This is a genomic window from Streptomyces sp. NPDC087845 (genome assembly GCF_044742755.1).
Classification (GTDB): domain Bacteria; phylum Actinomycetota; class Actinomycetes; order Streptomycetales; family Streptomycetaceae; genus Streptomyces.
Window position 1 is genome coordinate 284,651 of record NZ_JBIUVC010000004.1, and the last position, 17,601, is coordinate 302,251.

Here is a 17,601-nt window from a genome sequence, read left to right on the forward strand (position 1 = left end):
ATTTCGTCAATCCGGGTCGCAACCAGTGACATGACGGTTACCCGGTGCCACAGTCGAGTGCATGCAGCCTCAGTCTCCGCACGGGTTCCACCCCGTCTTCTGCACCATCGTGCCGCCCCATGTCCTCGACAAGCTGTCCCAGTCCGACAACCCCGATCTCGCGGGCCCCGCCCGCCGCACCCTGGAGGGCGACGCCGCCCGCCGCACCCGCCGCCAGATGGCCACGGTCGCCACCGTGCCCCCCGCCCGCGCGGCGGAGGGGGAGGCGTCCGACAAACCCGACCGGACCCTGTACGACTGCCGCCACAGCACCCGGCTGCCCGGCACCGAGGTCCGCACGGAGGGGCAGGAGCCCACGAAGGACGCGAGCGTCAACCGCGCGTACGCGGGGCTCGGAGCCACGTTCGAACTGCTGCTCAAGGCGTACGGCCGCCGTTCGATCGACGGCAGCGGACTGCCGCTGATCGGTTCCGTGCACTACGACGAGAAGTACAACAACGCCTTCTTCGACGGCGAGCAGATGGTCTTCGGCGACGGGGACGGCGAGGTCTTCCTGGACTTCACCGTCGCCATCGACGTGATCGCCCACGAACTGACACACGGGCTGACCCAGTACACCGCCAACCTGAGCTACTACGGCCAGTCCGGCGCGCTCAACGAATCGGTGTCCGACGTCTTCGGCTCCCTGGTCAAGCAGTACACGCTGGGCCAGAGCGCCGACCAGGCCGACTGGCTGATCGGCGCCGGACTGCTGGCGCCCGGCGTCCAGGGCGAGGCACTGCGCTCGATGAAGGCGCCGGGAACCGCGTACGACGACGACGTACTGGGCAAGGACCCGCAGCCCGCGTCGATGGAGGACTACGTCCGCACCAGCGAGGACAACGGCGGAGTGCACATCAACTCCGGCATCCCGAACCGCGCGTTCTACCTGCTGGCGACGGCGCTCGGCGGCAATGCGTGGGAGCGGGCCGGTCAACTCTGGTTCGATGTGCTCACAGGGGGGCAACTGGCCGTGGACGCGGACTTCGCTTCCTTCGCCCGGCTGACGGTGGCCGCGGCCCGCAGCCGCTTCGGGGAGGGCGACGAGGCGGAGGCGGTCCTGAAGGCATGGTCGGAGGTGGGCGTACCGACCGCGTAGAAACGACCCCGGACCCGTCCGGCGATGGAGGAGACCACATGCGGATTCAGGTCAGCAGGACCGGCGGCTTCGCCGGCATCGCACGCCACCGCGAGGTCGACACCGCCGGACGGGCCGACGCCCCGGAATGGGAGGCCCTGGCCGAATCGGCGCTCGCCGCGGGCCACGACACCCCGCCCCCGGGCGTCCCGGACGGCTTCCGCTACCGGATCACGATCGGCGACCGGACGATCCACTGCGCGGATCCGAAACTGAGCGACGCCCAGCGCGCACTGATCTCACGCGTCCTGAAGGAGGGCGCGTGAGAGAGAGCTGCCCGGGTCGCCGGTCCCCCGGGGGACCGGCGCGCCCCTGAGCCCGCTCAGAACCCCAGCTTCCGCAGCTGCTTCGGGTCGCGCTGCCAGTCCTTGGCCACCTTCACGTGCAGGTCCAGGAAGACCGGCGTGCCGAGCAGCGCCTCGATGTGCTTGCGCGACTTCGTACCGACGTCCTTCAGCCGCTTGCCCTTCGGGCCGATGATGATGCCCTTCTGGCTGGGGCGTTCGATGTAGACGTTGGCGTGGATGTCGAGCAGCGGCTTGTCCGCCGGGCGGTTCTCGCGCGGCAGCATCTCTTCGACGACGACCGCGATGGAGTGCGGCAGCTCGTCCCGTACGCCTTCGAGCGCGGCCTCCCGGATCAGCTCCGCGACCATGACCATCTCGGGCTCGTCGGTGAGGTCGCCCTCCGGGTAGAGCGGCGGGCTCTCCGGGAGCAGCGGGGCGATCAGATCGGCCAGCAGGCCGACCTGCTTGTCCTTCACCGCGGAGACCGGAATGATCTCGGCCCACTCGAAGCCGAGCTCCTCGCCGAGGCGGGACACGGCGAGCAGCTGTTCGGCGAGCTGCTTGGAGTCGACCAGGTCGGTCTTGGTGATGACGGCGATCTTCGGGGTCTTCTTGATGCCCGCGAGTTCCTTGACGATGTACTTGTCGCCGGGGCCGAGCTTCTGGTCGGCGGGCAGGCAGAAGCCGATGACGTCGACCTCGGCCCAGGTGGTGCGTACGACGTCGTTGAGACGCTCGCCCAGCAGCGTGCGCGGCTTGTGGAGGCCGGGGGTGTCGACCAGGATCAGCTGGGCGTCCTCGCGGTGCACGATGCCGCGCACGGTGTGCCGGGTGGTCTGGGGCCGGTTGGAGGTGATCGCCACCTTCTGGCCGACCAGAGCGTTCGTGAGGGTGGACTTGCCCGCGTTGGGGCGGCCCACGAAGCAGGCGAAGCCGGCCCGGTGGGGGGCGTGGTCCGCAGCCTGCTGTGCAGCGGCTTCTGTGTCAGGTCGAACGCTCATGGCGCCCATTGTCCCCGATCCTGGCGGCCCTGCCGTACCAACCGCCGCGGCGGGGCCTGTCGCGCGCGTCGCGGACCGTACGGGCACGGCTCCGGCGGGCCCGTATCCACAGCGCCGCGGCTCCGCCGGCGATCACCAGCAGGACCCCGGCCACCAGCCAGGGCAGTGCGAAGTATCCGACGGCGGCCGACTCGCGGGTGTCGCGGGCGCTCGCGGTCAGTTCGATCTCGCCCCATTCCAGCTGGGGAGCGTCGGCCCACTGCTCGGTCAGCCGGACCTGCTGGCGGGGCAGGAGTTCGGAGGGGATCTTCTGCAGATCGCGGGCGAGGAGGGTGCGGCCGAAGAGGCCCTCGGCCTTGAGGGCGACCTTGGGGCTGAGGGTGACATTGCCCCGGTTGCGGAGCGTGTACGAGATGACGGCCCGGCTCTTCCCGGTGCCCGGGACCAGCGGCTGGGTGTGCTCGACCTCGACGTCGTCCACGGAGAGCGCGGGCACCGTCGGCCCGTTCACCCGCAGATAGATCCGGGCGCCGACCGCCTTCCGGATGCCGACGGCGACGGCTCCCGCGTCCGCCGGATCGATGCGTTCGTCGAGGGCGACGAGTGCGCCGGGGTGGTCGCCGGGCTCGGCGTCCTCGGGGACGGTGATGGTGACCGGGACGGTGACGGAGCCGTGCGGCCGCACGGTGACCCGGTCGCGGCCGGTCCTCGCCCAGGCGCCGACCGAGCGCTGTTTCTCGTTCTGGGCCCGGACGGCGAAGCCGCCGTCGCGCGCGGTGTTGTAGGCGTCGGCCGCGTACAGCCGGAAGGTCTGCGGCCGGTCCGTCTTGTTGGTGACGGTGACCCGGTCGTCGAGCGTGGCGCCGGGGTCGGCGGAGAGGTAGAAGTACGGGCGCTGCCCGGCCTGTGTGGTGGCCGGGTAGACCGACCAGCTGCCGTTGTCCGCGGCGTGGGCGGCGGGGGCGCCGATCAGCACGAGGACACCGGCCAGGAGGAGTACGTACAGCTTGCGCACGGTGCGGGGCCTCCGGATCGGTCGGTCGGGGGGCGGGACGGGCGGTCCGGGCGGGTGCGCGCCCGGTCCGCCGGTCGTCCGGTGCTGCTCGGTCACGTGAGGGTGAGGGTGAGCACGCCGGAGTACGCCCCGGGGGCGGTGTACGCCGGTATGTTCAGCGCGAGCCGGGCGTCGGCGGTGAACTCACCGCCGGTGAGGGCCCCGTTCGGCGTGGACGCCAGCGTGGCGCCCGCGCTGCCCACCGGTCCCGCGGAACCGGCCGCACAGGTGCTGGGGCTGCCGGGCTTCGTCGCGCAGACCGGGGTCCAGCCGAGCGCGGACGCACCGATCGTCGCGCCGCCGGGGCCCTTGAAGTCGGTGACCTTTCCGGTGAGGGACCAGCCGGCGGGGCCGCCGCGGTAGTCCTCGACCGTCACCGTCTGCAGCGAGCCGCGGGAGGCGCCGCCCCTCCCGAAGTCGACCGCCGACATCTCGACGGTGTCCCCGGCCTGGACCATGGACAGCGTGCCCGCCTTCACGGACGAGTCGAGCCGCTGGCTGCCGTCCGGGACCTCGCCGCCACCACCGGTGACGGTGTACGCCTGCGGCCCGGCGCCCTTGGCCGCGTCCCAGCCGCCGCCCTCGTAGGCGACGATGCCGGTGGTCGCCGGATCGTCGACGGTGAGCCGGCCGCTGAAGCCGCCCGACGCGTCCGCCTTGACGGTGGCCGTGTCGGCGGTCTGGGCGTCACCGGACCGGCCCGCGAGCGTGACGTCCGCGCCCGCGGTGAACTTCGACCCCGTCACGGTGACCGTGTCGCCCGCCTTGCCGGACGCGGCCCCGAGCTGGATGGCACGCTCGTTGACCTGGCCGCCGCCGTCCGTCGCGAGGATCGTCTCGGAGACCGGGGCGGGCGGGTCCGTCACCGTGCAGGGGGTGTCCAGCTCCATGATGTAGCTGGTGTGGATGTTGTAGTCGCCGGGCGACAGCGTGATCTGGCCGGGCGCGGTGACCGTGAAGGTGCCGGTCATCGAGAACGACGGGAAGTCGCCCTTGCCGGGGACCGGGGTGTTCTTCTTCGGCCCAGCGACGGTGACGCTCGTGGACTGCGCACCGCCGACGGTGACCTTGCCGGTCGGCGTCATGATGTCGGCGGGCAGCGCCAGATCCACCGGGTTGCCCGCGGCCGGTTTGACGACGGTGTACGTGACCGTGACCGTGTCGCCCACCGTCGGGGCGGCGTTGTCGACGGTGATCTCGGCCTTCGTCGTCCCGTCGATCGGCGGGATGCCCGCGATGGCCGGCGGGATGCAGTGGGTGGGGAAGTCCACCGGCACGGAGGCCGTCACCGTGGCCTGTGCGGGGGCGGCGAGTCCCCCTCCCCCGGCGACGACGAGCGCGCCCACCCCCAGCGCGGCGGCCCAGCGGCGGCCGCGCGGGGGGCGTCTTCGGGCCCCGGTTCTTCGCCTGCTGATTCCTCGGACGGTCGGACGCATGGAGCCCCCTCCTGCCGGATGCGGCGCAGCGGCTCTTCTGCGCCGACAGGGGCCCATTGACGACTCCGGCCGAAAAGAAGTCAATGGAAGCGAAACGCGCTGACTGATGGGCCATCAGATGCTGTCAAGATCGGCTACCGGGAAGCGCGTTCCTCCGGGGGATTCCGCCGGCGTCAGCCCGCCGTCACGCTTTATTCCGCCGGCGTCAGCCCGCCGTCACGCTGACCCGCAGCGTGCCGTCGGGTCCGGCGAGCAGCACCGGTGTGTCCGGGCCGCCCAGGTCCCGTACGGCGGCGCGGTCCTCGTCCGACGGGGCCGGGGCCTCGGAGACGACCGCGGCGGCCTCCAGCGAGGTGGCGCCGCTGGCCACGGCCATCGCGACGGCGGTCTGCAACGCGCTGAGCTTCAGCGATTCCAGCCGCACGGTGCCGGCGACATACGTACGTCCGGTCTCGTCCCGCACGGCCGCGCCCTCCGGCACACCGTTGCGGGCGCGGGCGCTGCGCGCCAGCGTGACGATCTTGCGGTCCTCGGGGCCGAGGTCGGTGCTCTCAGTCATGTGCCGAGCATACGAACCGGGGGGCCCGTTCCCCGCCCCGCCCCTTCCCGTGGCCGGTGGCTCCGCCCCGGGCCCCTCTCCTCGACCGCCGCAGGGGCCTGCTCCCTACGCCCGGTCCAGCCTCAGCCGGTCCGCCTTCGGCAGTCCCGCCACGACCAGGTCGTAGGAATCCTCGATCAGCTCACGGAGCACCCGGTCCGGCACCCCGGACACCGTCACCGTGTTCCAGTGGCGCTTGTTCATGTGCCAGCCCGGCACCACCGCGTCGTACTCCTCCCGCAGCCGCACCGCCTCGTCCGGATCGCACTTGAGGTTCACGGTCAGCGGACGCGCGTCCAGCGTGCTGAGCGCGAACATCTTGCCGAGCACCTTGAAGACGGACGCCTCCGGCCCGAACGGGAACTCCTCGACACTCGCGTTGAAGTCCAGGCAGAACGCCCGCAGCTGCTGCGGAGTCACTCCGCGTCCACCCCCTGTGGCCCCACGGGCTCCACCAGCACCGTGACGATCTTGTTCCGGCGACCCGCCGGGGACTCCGCCGTCAGCCGGAGCCGGCGGCCGTCCGGCAGGTCGACGACCGACGACGCCCCGGCGATCGGGACCCGGCCCAGCGCCTTCGCGAGCAGCCCGCCGACCGTTTCCACGTCCTCGTCGTCGTACTCGTCGAGGTCGAACAGGTCCCCGAGGTCGCCGATGTCCAGGCGCGCGGTCACCCGGAAGCAGCCGTTCTCCAGCTCCTGGACGGGCGGGAGTTCACGGTCGTACTCGTCGGTGATCTCGCCGACGATCTCTTCGAGGATGTCCTCGATGGTGACGATGCCCGCCGTACCGCCGTACTCGTCGATCACGACGGCGACGTGGCTGCGCTCCTGCTGCATCTCGCGCAGCAGATCACCGGCGTTCTTCGTGTCGGGCACGAACGCCGCCGGCCGCATCGCCGTGGAGACGAGATCGGCCTCCGACTCCCGGTTGATGTGTGTCTTGCGGACCAGGTCCTTGAGGTACACGACGCCGACGATGTCGTCCTCGTTCTCCCCGGTGACGGGGATCCGCGAGAAGCCGGAGCGCAGCGCCAGCGTCAGCGCCTGCCGGATCGTCTTGTAGCGCTCGATGCAGACCAGATCGGTCCGCGGCACCATGACCTCGCGCACCAGCGTGTCACCGAGCTCGAAGACGGAGTGCACCATGCGGCGCTCCTCGTCCTCGATCAGCGACTCCTGCTCGGCGAGGTCGACCATCGCCCGCAGTTCGGCCTCACTGGCGAACGGCCCCTTGCGGAACCCCTTGCCCGGCGTCACGGCGTTGCCGATGAGGATCAGCAGCTGCGGGATCGGGCCCATGACCCTGGCCAGCGGCAGCAGGACGTACGCCGCCGCCGTGGCCGTGTTCAGCGGGTGCTGGCGGCCGATGGTGCGCGGTGAGACACCGATGGCGACATAGGAGACGAGGACCATCACGGCCATGGCGACGGCCAGCGCCTCCCAGGTCTGGGGGAACTCCTTCAGACAGGCGTACGTGACGAGCACACCGGCCGACATCTCGCAGGCGACCCGCACCAGCAGGGCGACGTTGAGGTAGCGGGTCGGGTCGGCCGCGACCTGTTCCAGTTTCCGGCTGCCGCGCCGCCCGGACCGGACCGCCTTGGCGGCCCGGAAGCTCGACGTACGGGCGATGCCCGCCTCCGCGCAGGCCGCCAGCCAGCCCACGACGACCAGCAGCACGGCTCCCAGGACGAGGGGAACGCTCACGAGACGGTGGGGGCGGGCGACGGACCGGTCAGGCCGTGCTCGGCGCGCCAGCCGTCGACGATCGCGGCCTGGAGGCCGAACATCTCGGCCTTCTCGTCCGGCTCCTCGTGGTCGTAACCGAGGAGGTGCAGCACTCCGTGGACGGTGAGGAGCTGGAGCTCCTCGTCCATGGAGTGCTGCGTCTCCGCGTCCTCGCCCTGCTTCTTGGCGACCTCCGGGCAGAGCACGATGTCACCGAGGAGCCCCTGCGGGGGCTCCTCGTCGTCCTTGGCCGGCGGACGGAGTTCGTCCATCGGGAAGGACATGACATCCGTCGGCCCCGGCAGGTCCATCCACTGGATGTGGAGCTGCTCCATGGCGTCGGTGTCCACCACGATCACCGAGAGTTCGGAGAGGGGGTGGATCCGCATCCGCGCGAGCGCGTAGCGGGCGATGTCGAGGATCGCCTGCTCGTCGACCTCGGTTCCGGACTCGTTGTTGACGTCGATCGACATGGTGCGGTGCGACTACTTCCCGTTGTGGCTGTCTCGGTTGTCGTACTTCTCGTACGCGTCGACGATACGGCCGACCAGCTTGTGCCGGACGACATCCTGGGAGGTGAGCCGGGAGAAATGGACGTCCTCGACGCCGTCCAGGATGTCCTGGACCTGACGCAGACCGCTCTTGGTCCCGTTCGGCAGGTCGACCTGGGTGACGTCACCGGTGATGACGATCTTCGAGTCGAAGCCGAGCCGGGTCAGGAACATCTTCATCTGCTCGGCGCTGGTGTTCTGCGCCTCGTCGAGGATGATGAACGCGTCGTTGAGCGTGCGACCGCGCATGTACGCGAGCGGCGCCACCTCGATCGTGCCCGCCGCCATCAGCCGCGGGATCGAGTCGGGGTCGAGCATGTCGTGCAGCGCGTCGTAGAGCGGGCGCAGATAGGGGTCGATCTTCTCGTAGAGCGTGCCCGGCAGGAAGCCGAGCCGCTCGCCCGCCTCGACGGCGGGCCGGGTCAGGATGATCCGGTTGACCTGCTTGGACTGCAGGGCCTGGACGGCCTTCGCCATGGCGAGGTAGGTCTTGCCGGTGCCCGCGGGACCGATACCGAAGACGACCGTGTGCTTGTCGATCGCGTCGACGTACCGCTTCTGGTTGAGCGTCTTGGGGCGGATGGTGCGACCGCGGCTGGAGAGGATGTTCTGGGTGAGCACCTCGGCCGGCGTCTCGGGACCGTCCCCCTCGCCGCTCTCCGTCGCCCTGAGCATGGCGATCGAGCGTTCCACTGCGTCCTCCGTCATCGGCTGACCGGTGCGGAGCACCAGCATCATCTCGTCGAACAGGCGCTGGATCAGGGCGACTTCCATCGCGTCTCCGGCGGCGCTGACTTCGTTTCCCCGGACATGGATGTCGGCCGCCGGGAAGGCCCTCTCGATCACGCGCAGCAGGGCGTCACCTGAACCCAGGACGGTCACCATCGGATGCTTGGCCGGAACGGTGAACTGGGCTCGCGCCTGCCCCGGCGCGGGGGTCTGGGCTGTGGGTGTCTGAGTCATGGGCCGGCTCTGTGGCCTGCACATACCTCCCGTTGCAAGGTTCTCGCCGCTCGACAACCTCTGGATTACCAAGCGTACGACTCCGCACGGACAACACCGAGGGCTTTTTCGCACGCACTGCGAACGCCTGTGCCCCGGGTTACCCCGGGTGGCGGAAGCCGATCGTCGGAACGGCCCTGCGCAGCGGCCACGGCCGGGCGGCCGCGGGCAGCAGCCTCTCCAGGAACGCGTAGCGCTGGAGCGCCGCCGGATCCTGGTCCGGGAAGGTGCGGACCTTCTGCCACCAGGCGGCGATCTCGTCCCAGTCCGGCGCCGACAGCGATCCGCCGAACTCCTGCACCGAGAGCGCCGCGGTCAGTCCCGCGAAGGCCAGCCGGTCGGCCAGCGGCCAGTCCGCCAGCGTGCCGGTGACGAATCCGGCGACGAAGACATCGCCCGCCCCGGTCGGATCGAGCGCCTCGACCTCGATCGCGGGCACCTCGGCGCTCGCCCCGGTCGCCGCGTCCACCGCGTACGCGCCCTCCGCGCCCAGGGTGACCACGGCGAGCGGCACCCGTTCGGCCAGGGCGTGGGCCGCGGCGCGCGGGCAGTCGGTGCGGGTGTAGCGCATCGCCTCCTCGGCGTTCGGGAGAAACGCCTGGCAGTGCTTCAGGTCGGCCAGGGCGTCCAGGTCCCAGCGGCCGGTCTCGTCCCAGCCGACGTCGGCGAAGATCCGGGCACCGTTCCCGGCCGCCCTGGCGACCCAGGGCTCGCTGCGGCCGGGGACGAGCGAGGCGATGGCGCCCCGGGCCCGGGGCGGGCAGCGCGGGAACACGGACTCCTCGGCGGGGATCGCGACGCCGCGGGCGCCCGCGGGGCCGGGGGCCTCGTGGCCGTGCGAGACCATCGTCCGCTCACCCTCGTACGCCATCGAGACGGTCACCGGCGAGTGCCAGCCGGGGACGGTGTGGGACATGGACAGGTCGATGCCCTCGCCCTGTTCCAGGGCGTCCCAGCAGTACTCCCCGTAGTGGTCGTCGCCGAACGCCGCGGCCAGTGAGGTGTGCAGTCCCAGCCGGGCCAGCGCGGTGGCCATGTTGGCGACGCCGCCGGGGCTGGAGCCCATGCCGCGCGCCCAGGACTCCGTGCCGCGGACCGGGGCGCTGTCCAGGCCGGTGAAGATGATGTCGAGGAAGACCGTGCCGGTGAGGAAGACGTCGCAGTCCGGGTCCTGCGGGGCGCGCAGCCCGTCCAGTGGGTCGATCCCCGGAATGTCTGTGCTCACCCTTGCGCTCCCCGGTCGTGGCAGATCTGGCCAGTGTGCCCGATTCACGCCCGTAACCGGAGGGTCCGCGCCGCCGCTCGCCACGGGCGCGTACCGGCCCCGCACACGCAGGCACTGACCTGCATAAACGCACGCTGCTACCCGCACACTCGAAGGGTAAACGCATATGTGACGCAGATCACATAGGGGTGCCTTTCGGTCGACTGGGAGCAGTTGATACAAATTGGGCCCGCGAGCCCCGTCGGCGACAGCTGCCGACGCGTGCACCGCCTCTCCGTACTTCCCGCATTCCCGCACTGCCTTCGCCTGCCCTCCCTGCCTCCTTCGCCTCTTCGGCATGTCTTCAGGAACGCCCATGTCCTCGCGCCCTCGCGCCGCGTGGCCCCTGGTCGCCGTGTTCACCGCCGGTTACCTCGCCGCCTATCTGCTCCCCACCATCGTCGGGCGGCTCTCCGTCCACCTCGGCCTCAGTACGGCCCAGGCCGGTCTGGTGGGCAGTGCCCTGCTGTTGAGCTCCGCGACCGCCGGATTCACGCTGGCGGGCCGGGTCGAGGCGTACGGGCCGCAAAGACCGGCGCGGATCGGGCTCGTGCTGGCCATGGCGGGGTACGGCTGCGCGGCGCTGGCGGACTCCGTGCCGCTGGTGGTCATGGGCGCGGTGACCGGCGGCTTCGGCTCCGGCACGGCGACCGCCGTGGCCGCGTCGGGCATCGCCGCCCAGCGCGATCCGCACCGGACCTCGTCGCTGGGTCTGCTGAGCGTCTCCGCGACGGCGGGCGCCCTCTATCTGACGATCCCGCATCTCGGCGGCGGCCACCGGCTGCCGTTCGCCTCGATCGCCCTGGTCGCCCTGCTCGTCTGGCCCGCCACCGCACGGCTCGGCGACGCCGCCCGCAGCGGTCCCGCCGCCCCCGCCACCGGCCGGCTGCCGCACCGCCGCTCCGGCCTGGTGCTGGCGGGCGGCATGCTCGTCTGGTCCATGGCGCAGAACGCGTTGTGGGGTGTCAGCAGCCGGATCGGGGTGGCCCAGGCGGGGCTCTCCGAGGTCAGCGTCGGCGCGGTGTTCGCCGCCGCGCTCGGTGCGGGACTGCTCGGCGTGATGGGCGCCGGGGTGCTCGGGGCGAAGCTCGGCCGGGCGGTGCCGATCGGTCTGGGCACCGTCATCATCGCGGCGAGCATCGTGCTCAGCTCGTCCGCCGGGAACCTCGGTTCGTTCGCGACCGGCGAGATCCTGTGGAACACCGTCTACCCGGTGGTCCTGTCGTATCTGATCGGCCTGGCCGCGTCCCTGGACGTACGCGGCCGCTGGGCGGTCCTCGCCGGCTCCGCCTCATCCGTCGGAGTGGCCTGCGGACCCGTCCTCGGCAGCGTGCTGTCCGAACAGGCCGGCTACCCGGTCATGGGCCTGGTCCTGGGCGCCGTCACGCTCCTGGTCGCGACCCCGATCACGGCGGTCGCCCTGCACACCGGGGGCCGCCCGCTGGTGCCGGGATCGGTCCGCCGCAGGGGCGGCGCCCCGGCCGCGCTGCTCGCCGTCACCACCGGGGCGGTGCCCGGCGCCGTGCCCAGGCTGGGCGCGCCCGAGCAGGCCGTCGCGGAGATCAGCCTGCCCGCGCTGCGCCGCAGGCGCCCGGTCCGGAACGCGTTCCGGACGGCCGGCCCGTCGGGCGGGGCCGGTCAGTCGAACGCGTACGCCTCGACCTCGGACAGATAGCGCGCCCTGCGCTCCTCGTCGTGGTCGAGGAAGGCCGCCTCGAAGGAGTTGCGGGCCAGTGTGCGCAGCTGCTCCCGGTCCAGACCGAGCGCCTCGTGGACCGCCCGGAAGGTGTCCCCGACGTAGCCGCCGAAGTAGGCGGGGTCGTCGGAGTTCACCGTGCAGAGCAGTCCGGCCTCCATCATGGCCCGCAGCGGGTGCTGCTCCAGGGCGTCGATGGCGCGCAGCCGTACGTTGGACAGCGGGCAGAGGGTGAGCGGCACCCGGTCGGCGGCCAGCCGCTTCACCAGCTCCGCGTCCTCCATGCAGCGCAGACCGTGGTCGATGCGCTCGACCCCGAGGACGTCCAGGGCCTCCCGGATGTACTCGGGCGGACCCTCCTCGCCCGCGTGGGCGACCTTGCGCAGCCCGAGCGCCCCCGCCGCCTCGTACACCTCGCGGAACTTGACGGGCGGGTGCCCGACCTCCGCCGAGTCGAGGCCGACGGCGCTGATCCGGTGCAGATACGGCTTCGCGGACTCCAGGGTCCGCAGCGCCGACTCGGCGGACTCGTCGCGCAGGAAGCACATGATCAGCTGGGTGGAGATGCCGTGCTTCTCCTCGCTGCGGTCCAGCGCCCGGCCGAGCCCCTCGACGACGGTGCCGATCGGGACGCCGCGCGCGGTGTGCGCCTGCGGGTCGAAGAAGATCTCCGCGTGCCGGACGCCCTGGGCGGCGGCGCGGGTGAGGTACGCGTCGGCGAGCTCCTCGAAGTCCTCCTCGGTCCGGAGCACGGCCATCAGGGCGTAGTAGAGGTCGAGGAAGGTCTGCAGATCGTCGAAGAGGTAGGCGGTGCGGAGCTCCTCGGTGTCCGCGTACGGCAACCGCACGCCGTTGCGTTCGGCGAGCGCGAAGGCCAGCTCGGGTTCGAGGGTTCCCTCGATGTGGAGGTGGAGTTCGGCTTTGGGGAGGTGCACGGGTTTTTCACGCTCACAAATGGTGGTGCCGATGTTTCAGACGTGCCGGGTGGGCACGGGGACCCGGCTGAGGTCCCGGGCGACGGTCAGTTCGCCCTCGAACCCCGCGGCGCGGGCCTGGGTCTCGAAGACGGCCGGGTCGTCGTACCGCTGCGAGAAGTGGGTCAGCACGAGGTGGCGTACGCCCGCGTCCCGGGCCACCCGGGCCGCCTGGCCGGCGGTCAGATGGCCGTGGTCGGTGGCGAGCCGTTCGTCCTCGTCGAGGAAGGTCGACTCGATGACCAGCAGGTCGCATCCCTCGGCGAGCACGTGCACGCCGTCGCAGAGCCTTGTGTCCATGATGAACGCGAACCGCTGGCCGCGCCTGCGCTCGGAGACGTCGTCGAGCGTGACGCCGCCGAGGGCACCCTCGCGCTGGATCCGGCCGACGTCGGGCCCCGCGATGCCGTGTTCGGCGAGTTTCGCGGGCAGCATGCGGCGCGCGTCGGGTTCGACGAGCCGGTAGCCGTACGACTCGACGGGGTGCGAGAGCCGGTGGGTGCTGAGCGTGTAGGCCTTCGTGGTGGCGAGCACCCCGTCGGCGGCGACCGGAGCCTCGGTCAGCTCGACGGACTCGCGGTAGGCGGTCGCGTACCGCAGCCGCTCGAAGAAGCGCTGTCCGCTCGCCGGGTAGTGCGCGGTGACCGGGTGCGGGACCTGGTCGAGGTTGATCCGCTGGATCACCCCGGCCAGGCCGAGCGAGTGGTCGCCGTGGAAGTGCGTGACGCAGATCCGGTCGATGTCGTGCGCGGCGACGCCGGCCCGCAGCATCTGGCGCTGAGTGCCCTCACCGGGGTCGAAGAGGATGCCCTCGCCGTCCCAGCGCAGCAGGTAGCCATTGTGATTGCGGTGCCTGGTCGGGACCTGGCTGGCGGTGCCGAGGACCACGAGTTCGCGTACGGACACGGTGTGCGATCGCCCGTTCTAGCCGGGGGGCCACTGCAGTCCGCGGCCGCCCAGGACGTGGGCGTGCGCGTGGAAGACGGTCTGCCCGGCGCCGGCGCCGGTGTTGAAGACGACCCGGTAGCCGGTGTCCACGATCTTCTCGTCGGCGGCGACGTGCCCGGCCTCGCGCAGTATGTCGGCGGCGACGGCCGGCTCGGCGGCGGCGAGCGCGGCGGCGTCCGGGTGGTGGAGGCGGGGGATGACGAGTACGTGGGTGGGGGCCTGGGGGTTGATGTCCCGGAAGGCGACGGTGGTTTCGGTCTCCCGGACAATGGTTGCCGGGATCTCACCCGAGACGATCTTGCAGAACAGGCAGTCGGGCTGCGGTTCTCCCGCCATGGGGTCGGCTCCTCGGTCGGTGGTGATCGTTGTACGGCATGGTATCGGGGCGGTGGGGGCGTGAATCGGGCCCCTCCGGCGATCGAAGCGGGGTCCGGGGGGACGAAGCGGGAGTCCGGGCGAACGGAGAGCGGAGGGGCCGGGCGAACGGAGCGGGGGGGCCGGGGGCAGCGCCCCGGGCACCGGAGGGGACGGCGTCGGCCGCAGGCGCGCCGCGCCCCCTCCGGTGCTCCTCCCCCGCTACGCCCCCGGCCGCTCCGGCGCCCGCTTCGCCGGGGTCTCCGCCAGCGACGCGAGCGCGATCCGGATCGCCTCGTCCAGTTGCGGATCGCGCCCGGCCGCATGGTCCTGCGGCGTCATCACGACCTCGACATCGGGATCGACCCCGTAGTTCTCCACACCCCAGCCGTAACCCTCCAGCCAGAACGCGTACTTGGGCTGGGTGACCGACGTCCCGTCCACGAGCTGGTACCGGTTGTCGATGCCGACGACCCCGCCCCAGGTACGCGTGCCGACCACCGGTCCGATGCGCAGCGCCTTGATCGCGGCGTTCACGATGTCGCCGTCCGAGCCGGAGAACTCGTTGGCGACGGCCACCACCGGGCCGCGCGGCGCGTCCCCCGGATAGCTGAACGGCTGCATGCCGCGCGGCAGGTCCCAGCCGACGATGCGCCGGGCGAGCTTCTCCACGATCAGCTGCGAGGTGTGGCCGCCGCGGTTCTCCCGGACGTCCACGACCAGCCCCTCCCGGGCCACTTCGATCCGCAGATCGCGGTGGAGCTGCGCCCAGCCCGAGCCGACCATGTCCGGGACGTGGAGGTAGCCGAGGCGTCCGCCGGAGTGCTCGTGGACGTAGGCCCTGCGGTCCGCGACCCACGCGTGGTAGCGCAGCGCCTCCTCGTCGGCGACCGGCACGACGACGACATGGCGCGGGTCGCCGCCGTCCACCGGTGAGACGGTCAGCTCGACCGGCTTGCCGGCGGAGCCGGTGAGCAGGGGTCCGGGGCCGGCCACCGGGTCGACCGGGTGGCCGTCGACGGCGAGGATCGCGTCCCCGACGCGCACCGCCACGCCGGGTGCGGCGAGCGGCGAGCGGGCCTCCGGGTCGGAGGTCTCGGACGGCAGGATGCGGTCGATGCGCCAACCGCCGTCGTCCGTACGGGAGATGTCCGCGCCGAGCAGCCCCTGCCGGGCCGAGTCGTCGCGCCATCCGGCAGGCGGTGTCACATAGGCGTGCGAGGTGCCGAGCTCCCCCTGCACCTCCCACAGCAGGTCCATCAGGTCGTCGTGGGTGGCGACGCGCTCCAGCACGGGGCGGTAGCGGTCCAGGACCCCGTCCCAGTCGATGCCGCCCATGTCGGGACGCCAGAAGTTGTCCCGCATGATGCGCCCGGCCTCGTCGTACATCTGGCGCCACTCGGCGGCCGGTTCGAGGGTCCGGCGGATTCGGGAGAGGTCGACGGTGACGCTGCTGTCACTGTCGTGGTCGTCGTCACCGGCCGCGACCCGGCTGTCGGACGGCACGATGCGCAGCTTGCCCCGGGCCTGCAGGGCGATCCGCCTGCCGTCGCCGCTGACCTCGAATCCGCCGACGTCCGAGGCGAGTTCCTCGCAGCGCAGCTTCTCCAGGTCGTACCGTTCGAGGACGGTCTCGGGCAGACGGGCGTCGGGGGTGGCACCGCTCGCGCCGAGCACCCCGGTCACCGGGTGGTTCAGCCACAGCAGGCCGTCCTTCGCGGCGCGCAGCGTGGAGTAGCTGGCGGCCTCGACGGGCAGCGGCACGATCCGGTCGGCGAGCCCTTCGAGGTCGATCCGGGTGACGGGCAGCGCGGTCGGGTTGTCCTCGCCCTCGCCGCCCTTCTCCTTCTCGATCGGGCGGCCGTGGCGCTGCGGCCCGAACGGGGAGGGCGTGGTGGCGGCGAGCGTCAGCAGATGCGGGCGGCAGGCACCGACGAACGCCATGTCGAAGACATGGGCGTCGTAGACCGGGTCGAAGGACCGCTCGGAGAGGAACGCGAGGTGCTTGCCGTCGGTGGTGAAGGCCGGGGAGAAGTCCCGGAAGCGCAGCGGGGTGGCCTCGGCGACCGAGAGATCGGCGAGGTGGGCGAGCTTGAGCTGCCTGAGCGGCTCGGGCCCGGGATGCGACCAGGCGAGCCAGGAGGAGTCGGGCGAGAAGACCAGGCCGGAGGCGTCGCTGTGCTCGCTGCGGTCCACCTCGTGGACCTCGCCGCTCTCCCGCTCGACGATCAGTACCCGCCCGTCGTGCGCGGCGACGGCGAACCGGCTGCCGTCGGGGGCCGCGGCGAGGTCGAGAACCCTGCCGATCCGGCCCGCGGCGAGGCGGCGCGGTACCGAGCCCGGTGCGGTGCCGGTGGCGGGCGCGCACTCCAGGGCGTCGTCGCCCTCGGCGTCGGTGACCCAGACGACGTGCTGGTCGCCGTCGGCCTGGAAGGTGCGGGGCATCCTCGCCCGCACACCCGGTTCGACGGCGAGCGCGCGGGCCGGGCCCTCGCGGTGGGTGACCCAGTGGACGGCGCCGCGCGTCCCGACCGCGCTGCCGCGGCCCGTGCGGTCCGGGGACGCGGCGTCGAGGTGGCTGCCGGCGTGCACGGAGTGGGGCTGGAGGTCGGCGCGCTGGCCGCCGAGCAGGATGTCGAGGCGGCGGGGCGCGGCGCCTTCGAGGTCGTCCAGGAGCCAGAGTTCACCGGCCGAGGCGTAGCCGACGCGCGTGCCGTCGGTGGTCGCGTGGCGGGCGTAGAAGCCCTCGGCGGCGGTGTGGCGGCGCAGATCCGAGCCGTCGGGGAGCGAGGAGTAGAGCGCGCCGACGCCTTCGTGATCGGAGAGGAAGGCGACACGGTCGCCCACCCACATCGGGCATTCGAGGTTCCCGTCGAGGTCCTCGTGGAGCCGCACGAACTCCACCGGGCCGTCGCCCGCCTCTTCTTGCGCGATCCACAACTTGCCCGCGGTGCCGCCCCGGTAGCGCTTCCAGGAGGCGGCCTCACGCCCCATGGTCACCGAGAGCAGCAGGACCCGTCCGCCGGGCCCGTGCGCGAGGGAGCCGACGGGGCCGTACGGCAGGGTCCGCGCGGGTCCGCCGTCGACCGGGACGGCCCTGGCCCAGCTGCGCCGCAGCGACGCCTGCCCCTGGGTGCTGATGACCAGTACGTCGCCCTCGGGCGTCCAGCCGCGTACGGAGGTCCGCGCGTCGCCCCAGAAGGTGAGCCGCTCGGAGGGGCCGCCGTCGACCGGTGCGACGTGCACCTCGGGCGCCCCGTCCCGGGTGGACGTCCAGGCGACCCGGGTCCCGTCGGGGGATATCCGCGGGTTGGTGACAGGTCGGTTGTCGGCGCTGACGCGCCAGGCTCGGCCGCCGTCCAGCGGCGCCAGCCAGACATCGTCCTCGGCGGTGAAGGCGATCAAATCGCCCTGGACATGGGGGTATCGGAGGTAGGCAGGCTGCGTCACATCGATCACCCTAGGCCGCGGGCGTGCTCCGCGGAACTGGGTTGGCCGGAGTCCGCCGGGTGGCCCGGTGCCGGACGCG

At 72.0% G+C, this 17,601-nt stretch carries 16 protein-coding genes; 3 read left to right on the forward strand and 13 right to left on the reverse strand.

Going from position 1 to position 17,601, the window contains the following annotated elements; translation table 11 throughout:
• Positions 1 to 61: 61 nt before the first annotated feature.
• Together ACIOMQ_RS13305 and ACIOMQ_RS13310 are read left to right on the forward strand one after the other, a co-directional pair.
• Positions 62 to 1,138, forward strand: a complete 1,077-nt coding sequence (locus ACIOMQ_RS13305) for a M4 family metallopeptidase (protein ID WP_401264040.1) — start codon at positions 62 to 64, stop codon at positions 1,136 to 1,138.
• Positions 1,139 to 1,176: 38 nt separating this feature from the next.
• Complete coding sequence (locus ACIOMQ_RS13310; protein WP_362194200.1) at positions 1,177 to 1,443, forward strand: protealysin inhibitor emfourin; 267 nt, start codon at positions 1,177 to 1,179, stop codon at positions 1,441 to 1,443.
• Between the two features lie 56 nt (positions 1,444 to 1,499).
• Here ACIOMQ_RS13310 and era read toward each other — a convergent pair whose 3' ends face one another.
• From era to ACIOMQ_RS13355, 9 genes are all read right to left on the reverse strand, one after another.
• A complete protein-coding gene (era, locus tag ACIOMQ_RS13315; protein WP_362194197.1) occupies positions 1,500 to 2,474 on the reverse strand; it encodes a GTPase Era in 975 nt (324 codons plus the stop codon).
• A complete protein-coding gene (locus ACIOMQ_RS13320) occupies positions 2,449 to 3,480 on the reverse strand; it encodes a WxL protein peptidoglycan domain-containing protein (RefSeq protein ID WP_362194194.1) in 1,032 nt (343 codons plus the stop codon). Before ACIOMQ_RS13320 ends, era begins: the two co-directional genes overlap by 26 nt.
• A 92-nt stretch (positions 3,481 to 3,572) precedes the next feature.
• Positions 3,573 to 4,955: a beta-xylosidase gene (locus ACIOMQ_RS13325; RefSeq protein WP_402188975.1), complete on the reverse strand. Its 1,383-nt coding sequence runs from the start codon at positions 4,953 to 4,955 to the stop codon at positions 3,573 to 3,575.
• Positions 4,956 to 5,160: 205 nt separating this feature from the next.
• Positions 5,161 to 5,514, reverse strand: a complete 354-nt coding sequence (locus tag ACIOMQ_RS13330; RefSeq protein WP_362194191.1) for a cytidine deaminase — start codon at positions 5,512 to 5,514, stop codon at positions 5,161 to 5,163.
• A gap of 105 nt (positions 5,515 to 5,619) precedes the next feature.
• Positions 5,620 to 5,973 carry an MmcQ/YjbR family DNA-binding protein gene (locus ACIOMQ_RS13335; RefSeq protein WP_362194187.1) on the reverse strand — a complete coding sequence of 118 codons (354 nt, stop codon included), beginning with the start codon at positions 5,971 to 5,973 and terminating at the stop codon, positions 5,620 to 5,622.
• Positions 5,970 to 7,262 (reverse strand): hemolysin family protein, encoded by a 1,293-nt coding sequence (locus tag ACIOMQ_RS13340; RefSeq protein ID WP_362194184.1) that lies wholly within the window; start codon positions 7,260 to 7,262, stop codon positions 5,970 to 5,972. The genes ACIOMQ_RS13335 and ACIOMQ_RS13340 overlap by 4 nt, the downstream gene beginning before the upstream one ends.
• The gene (gene ybeY, locus ACIOMQ_RS13345; RefSeq protein ID WP_030921061.1) at positions 7,259 to 7,756 is read right to left on the reverse strand and encodes an rRNA maturation RNase YbeY; all 498 of its coding nucleotides are present in this window, start codon (positions 7,754 to 7,756) and stop codon (positions 7,259 to 7,261) included. Before ybeY ends, ACIOMQ_RS13340 begins: the two co-directional genes overlap by 4 nt.
• Positions 7,757 to 7,768: 12 nt before the next feature.
• Entirely contained in the window at positions 7,769 to 8,797 is a 1,029-nt protein-coding gene (locus ACIOMQ_RS13350) for a PhoH family protein (RefSeq protein ID WP_362194178.1), read from the reverse strand.
• Positions 8,798 to 8,936: 139 nt separating this feature from the next.
• Entirely contained in the window at positions 8,937 to 10,061 is a 1,125-nt protein-coding gene (locus ACIOMQ_RS13355) for a carbohydrate kinase family protein (protein ID WP_402188978.1), read from the reverse strand.
• A gap of 355 nt (positions 10,062 to 10,416) precedes the next feature.
• Here ACIOMQ_RS13355 and ACIOMQ_RS13360 point away from each other — a divergent pair, with 355 nt between their 5' ends.
• Positions 10,417 to 11,775 carry an MFS transporter gene (locus tag ACIOMQ_RS13360; RefSeq protein ID WP_362194171.1) on the forward strand — a complete coding sequence of 453 codons (1,359 nt, stop codon included), beginning with the start codon at positions 10,417 to 10,419 and terminating at the stop codon, positions 11,773 to 11,775.
• Here ACIOMQ_RS13360 and ACIOMQ_RS13365 read toward each other — a convergent pair.
• From ACIOMQ_RS13365 to ACIOMQ_RS13380, 4 genes are all read right to left on the reverse strand, one after another.
• Positions 11,739 to 12,731, reverse strand: a complete 993-nt coding sequence (locus ACIOMQ_RS13365; RefSeq protein WP_402188980.1) for an adenosine deaminase — start codon at positions 12,729 to 12,731, stop codon at positions 11,739 to 11,741. The two genes, ACIOMQ_RS13360 and ACIOMQ_RS13365, sit on opposite strands and share 37 nt — an antisense overlap.
• 36 nt (positions 12,732 to 12,767) lie before the next feature.
• Positions 12,768 to 13,676 (reverse strand): ribonuclease Z, encoded by a 909-nt coding sequence (locus ACIOMQ_RS13370; RefSeq protein WP_401753218.1) that lies wholly within the window; start codon positions 13,674 to 13,676, stop codon positions 12,768 to 12,770.
• A gap of 18 nt (positions 13,677 to 13,694) precedes the next feature.
• The gene (locus ACIOMQ_RS13375; RefSeq protein WP_362194162.1) at positions 13,695 to 14,054 is read right to left on the reverse strand and encodes a histidine triad nucleotide-binding protein; all 360 of its coding nucleotides are present in this window, start codon (positions 14,052 to 14,054) and stop codon (positions 13,695 to 13,697) included.
• A 240-nt stretch (positions 14,055 to 14,294) separates the two neighbouring features.
• Positions 14,295 to 17,522 (reverse strand): S41 family peptidase, encoded by a 3,228-nt coding sequence (locus ACIOMQ_RS13380; RefSeq protein WP_362194159.1) that lies wholly within the window; start codon positions 17,520 to 17,522, stop codon positions 14,295 to 14,297.
• Positions 17,523 to 17,601 lie beyond the last annotated feature (79 nt).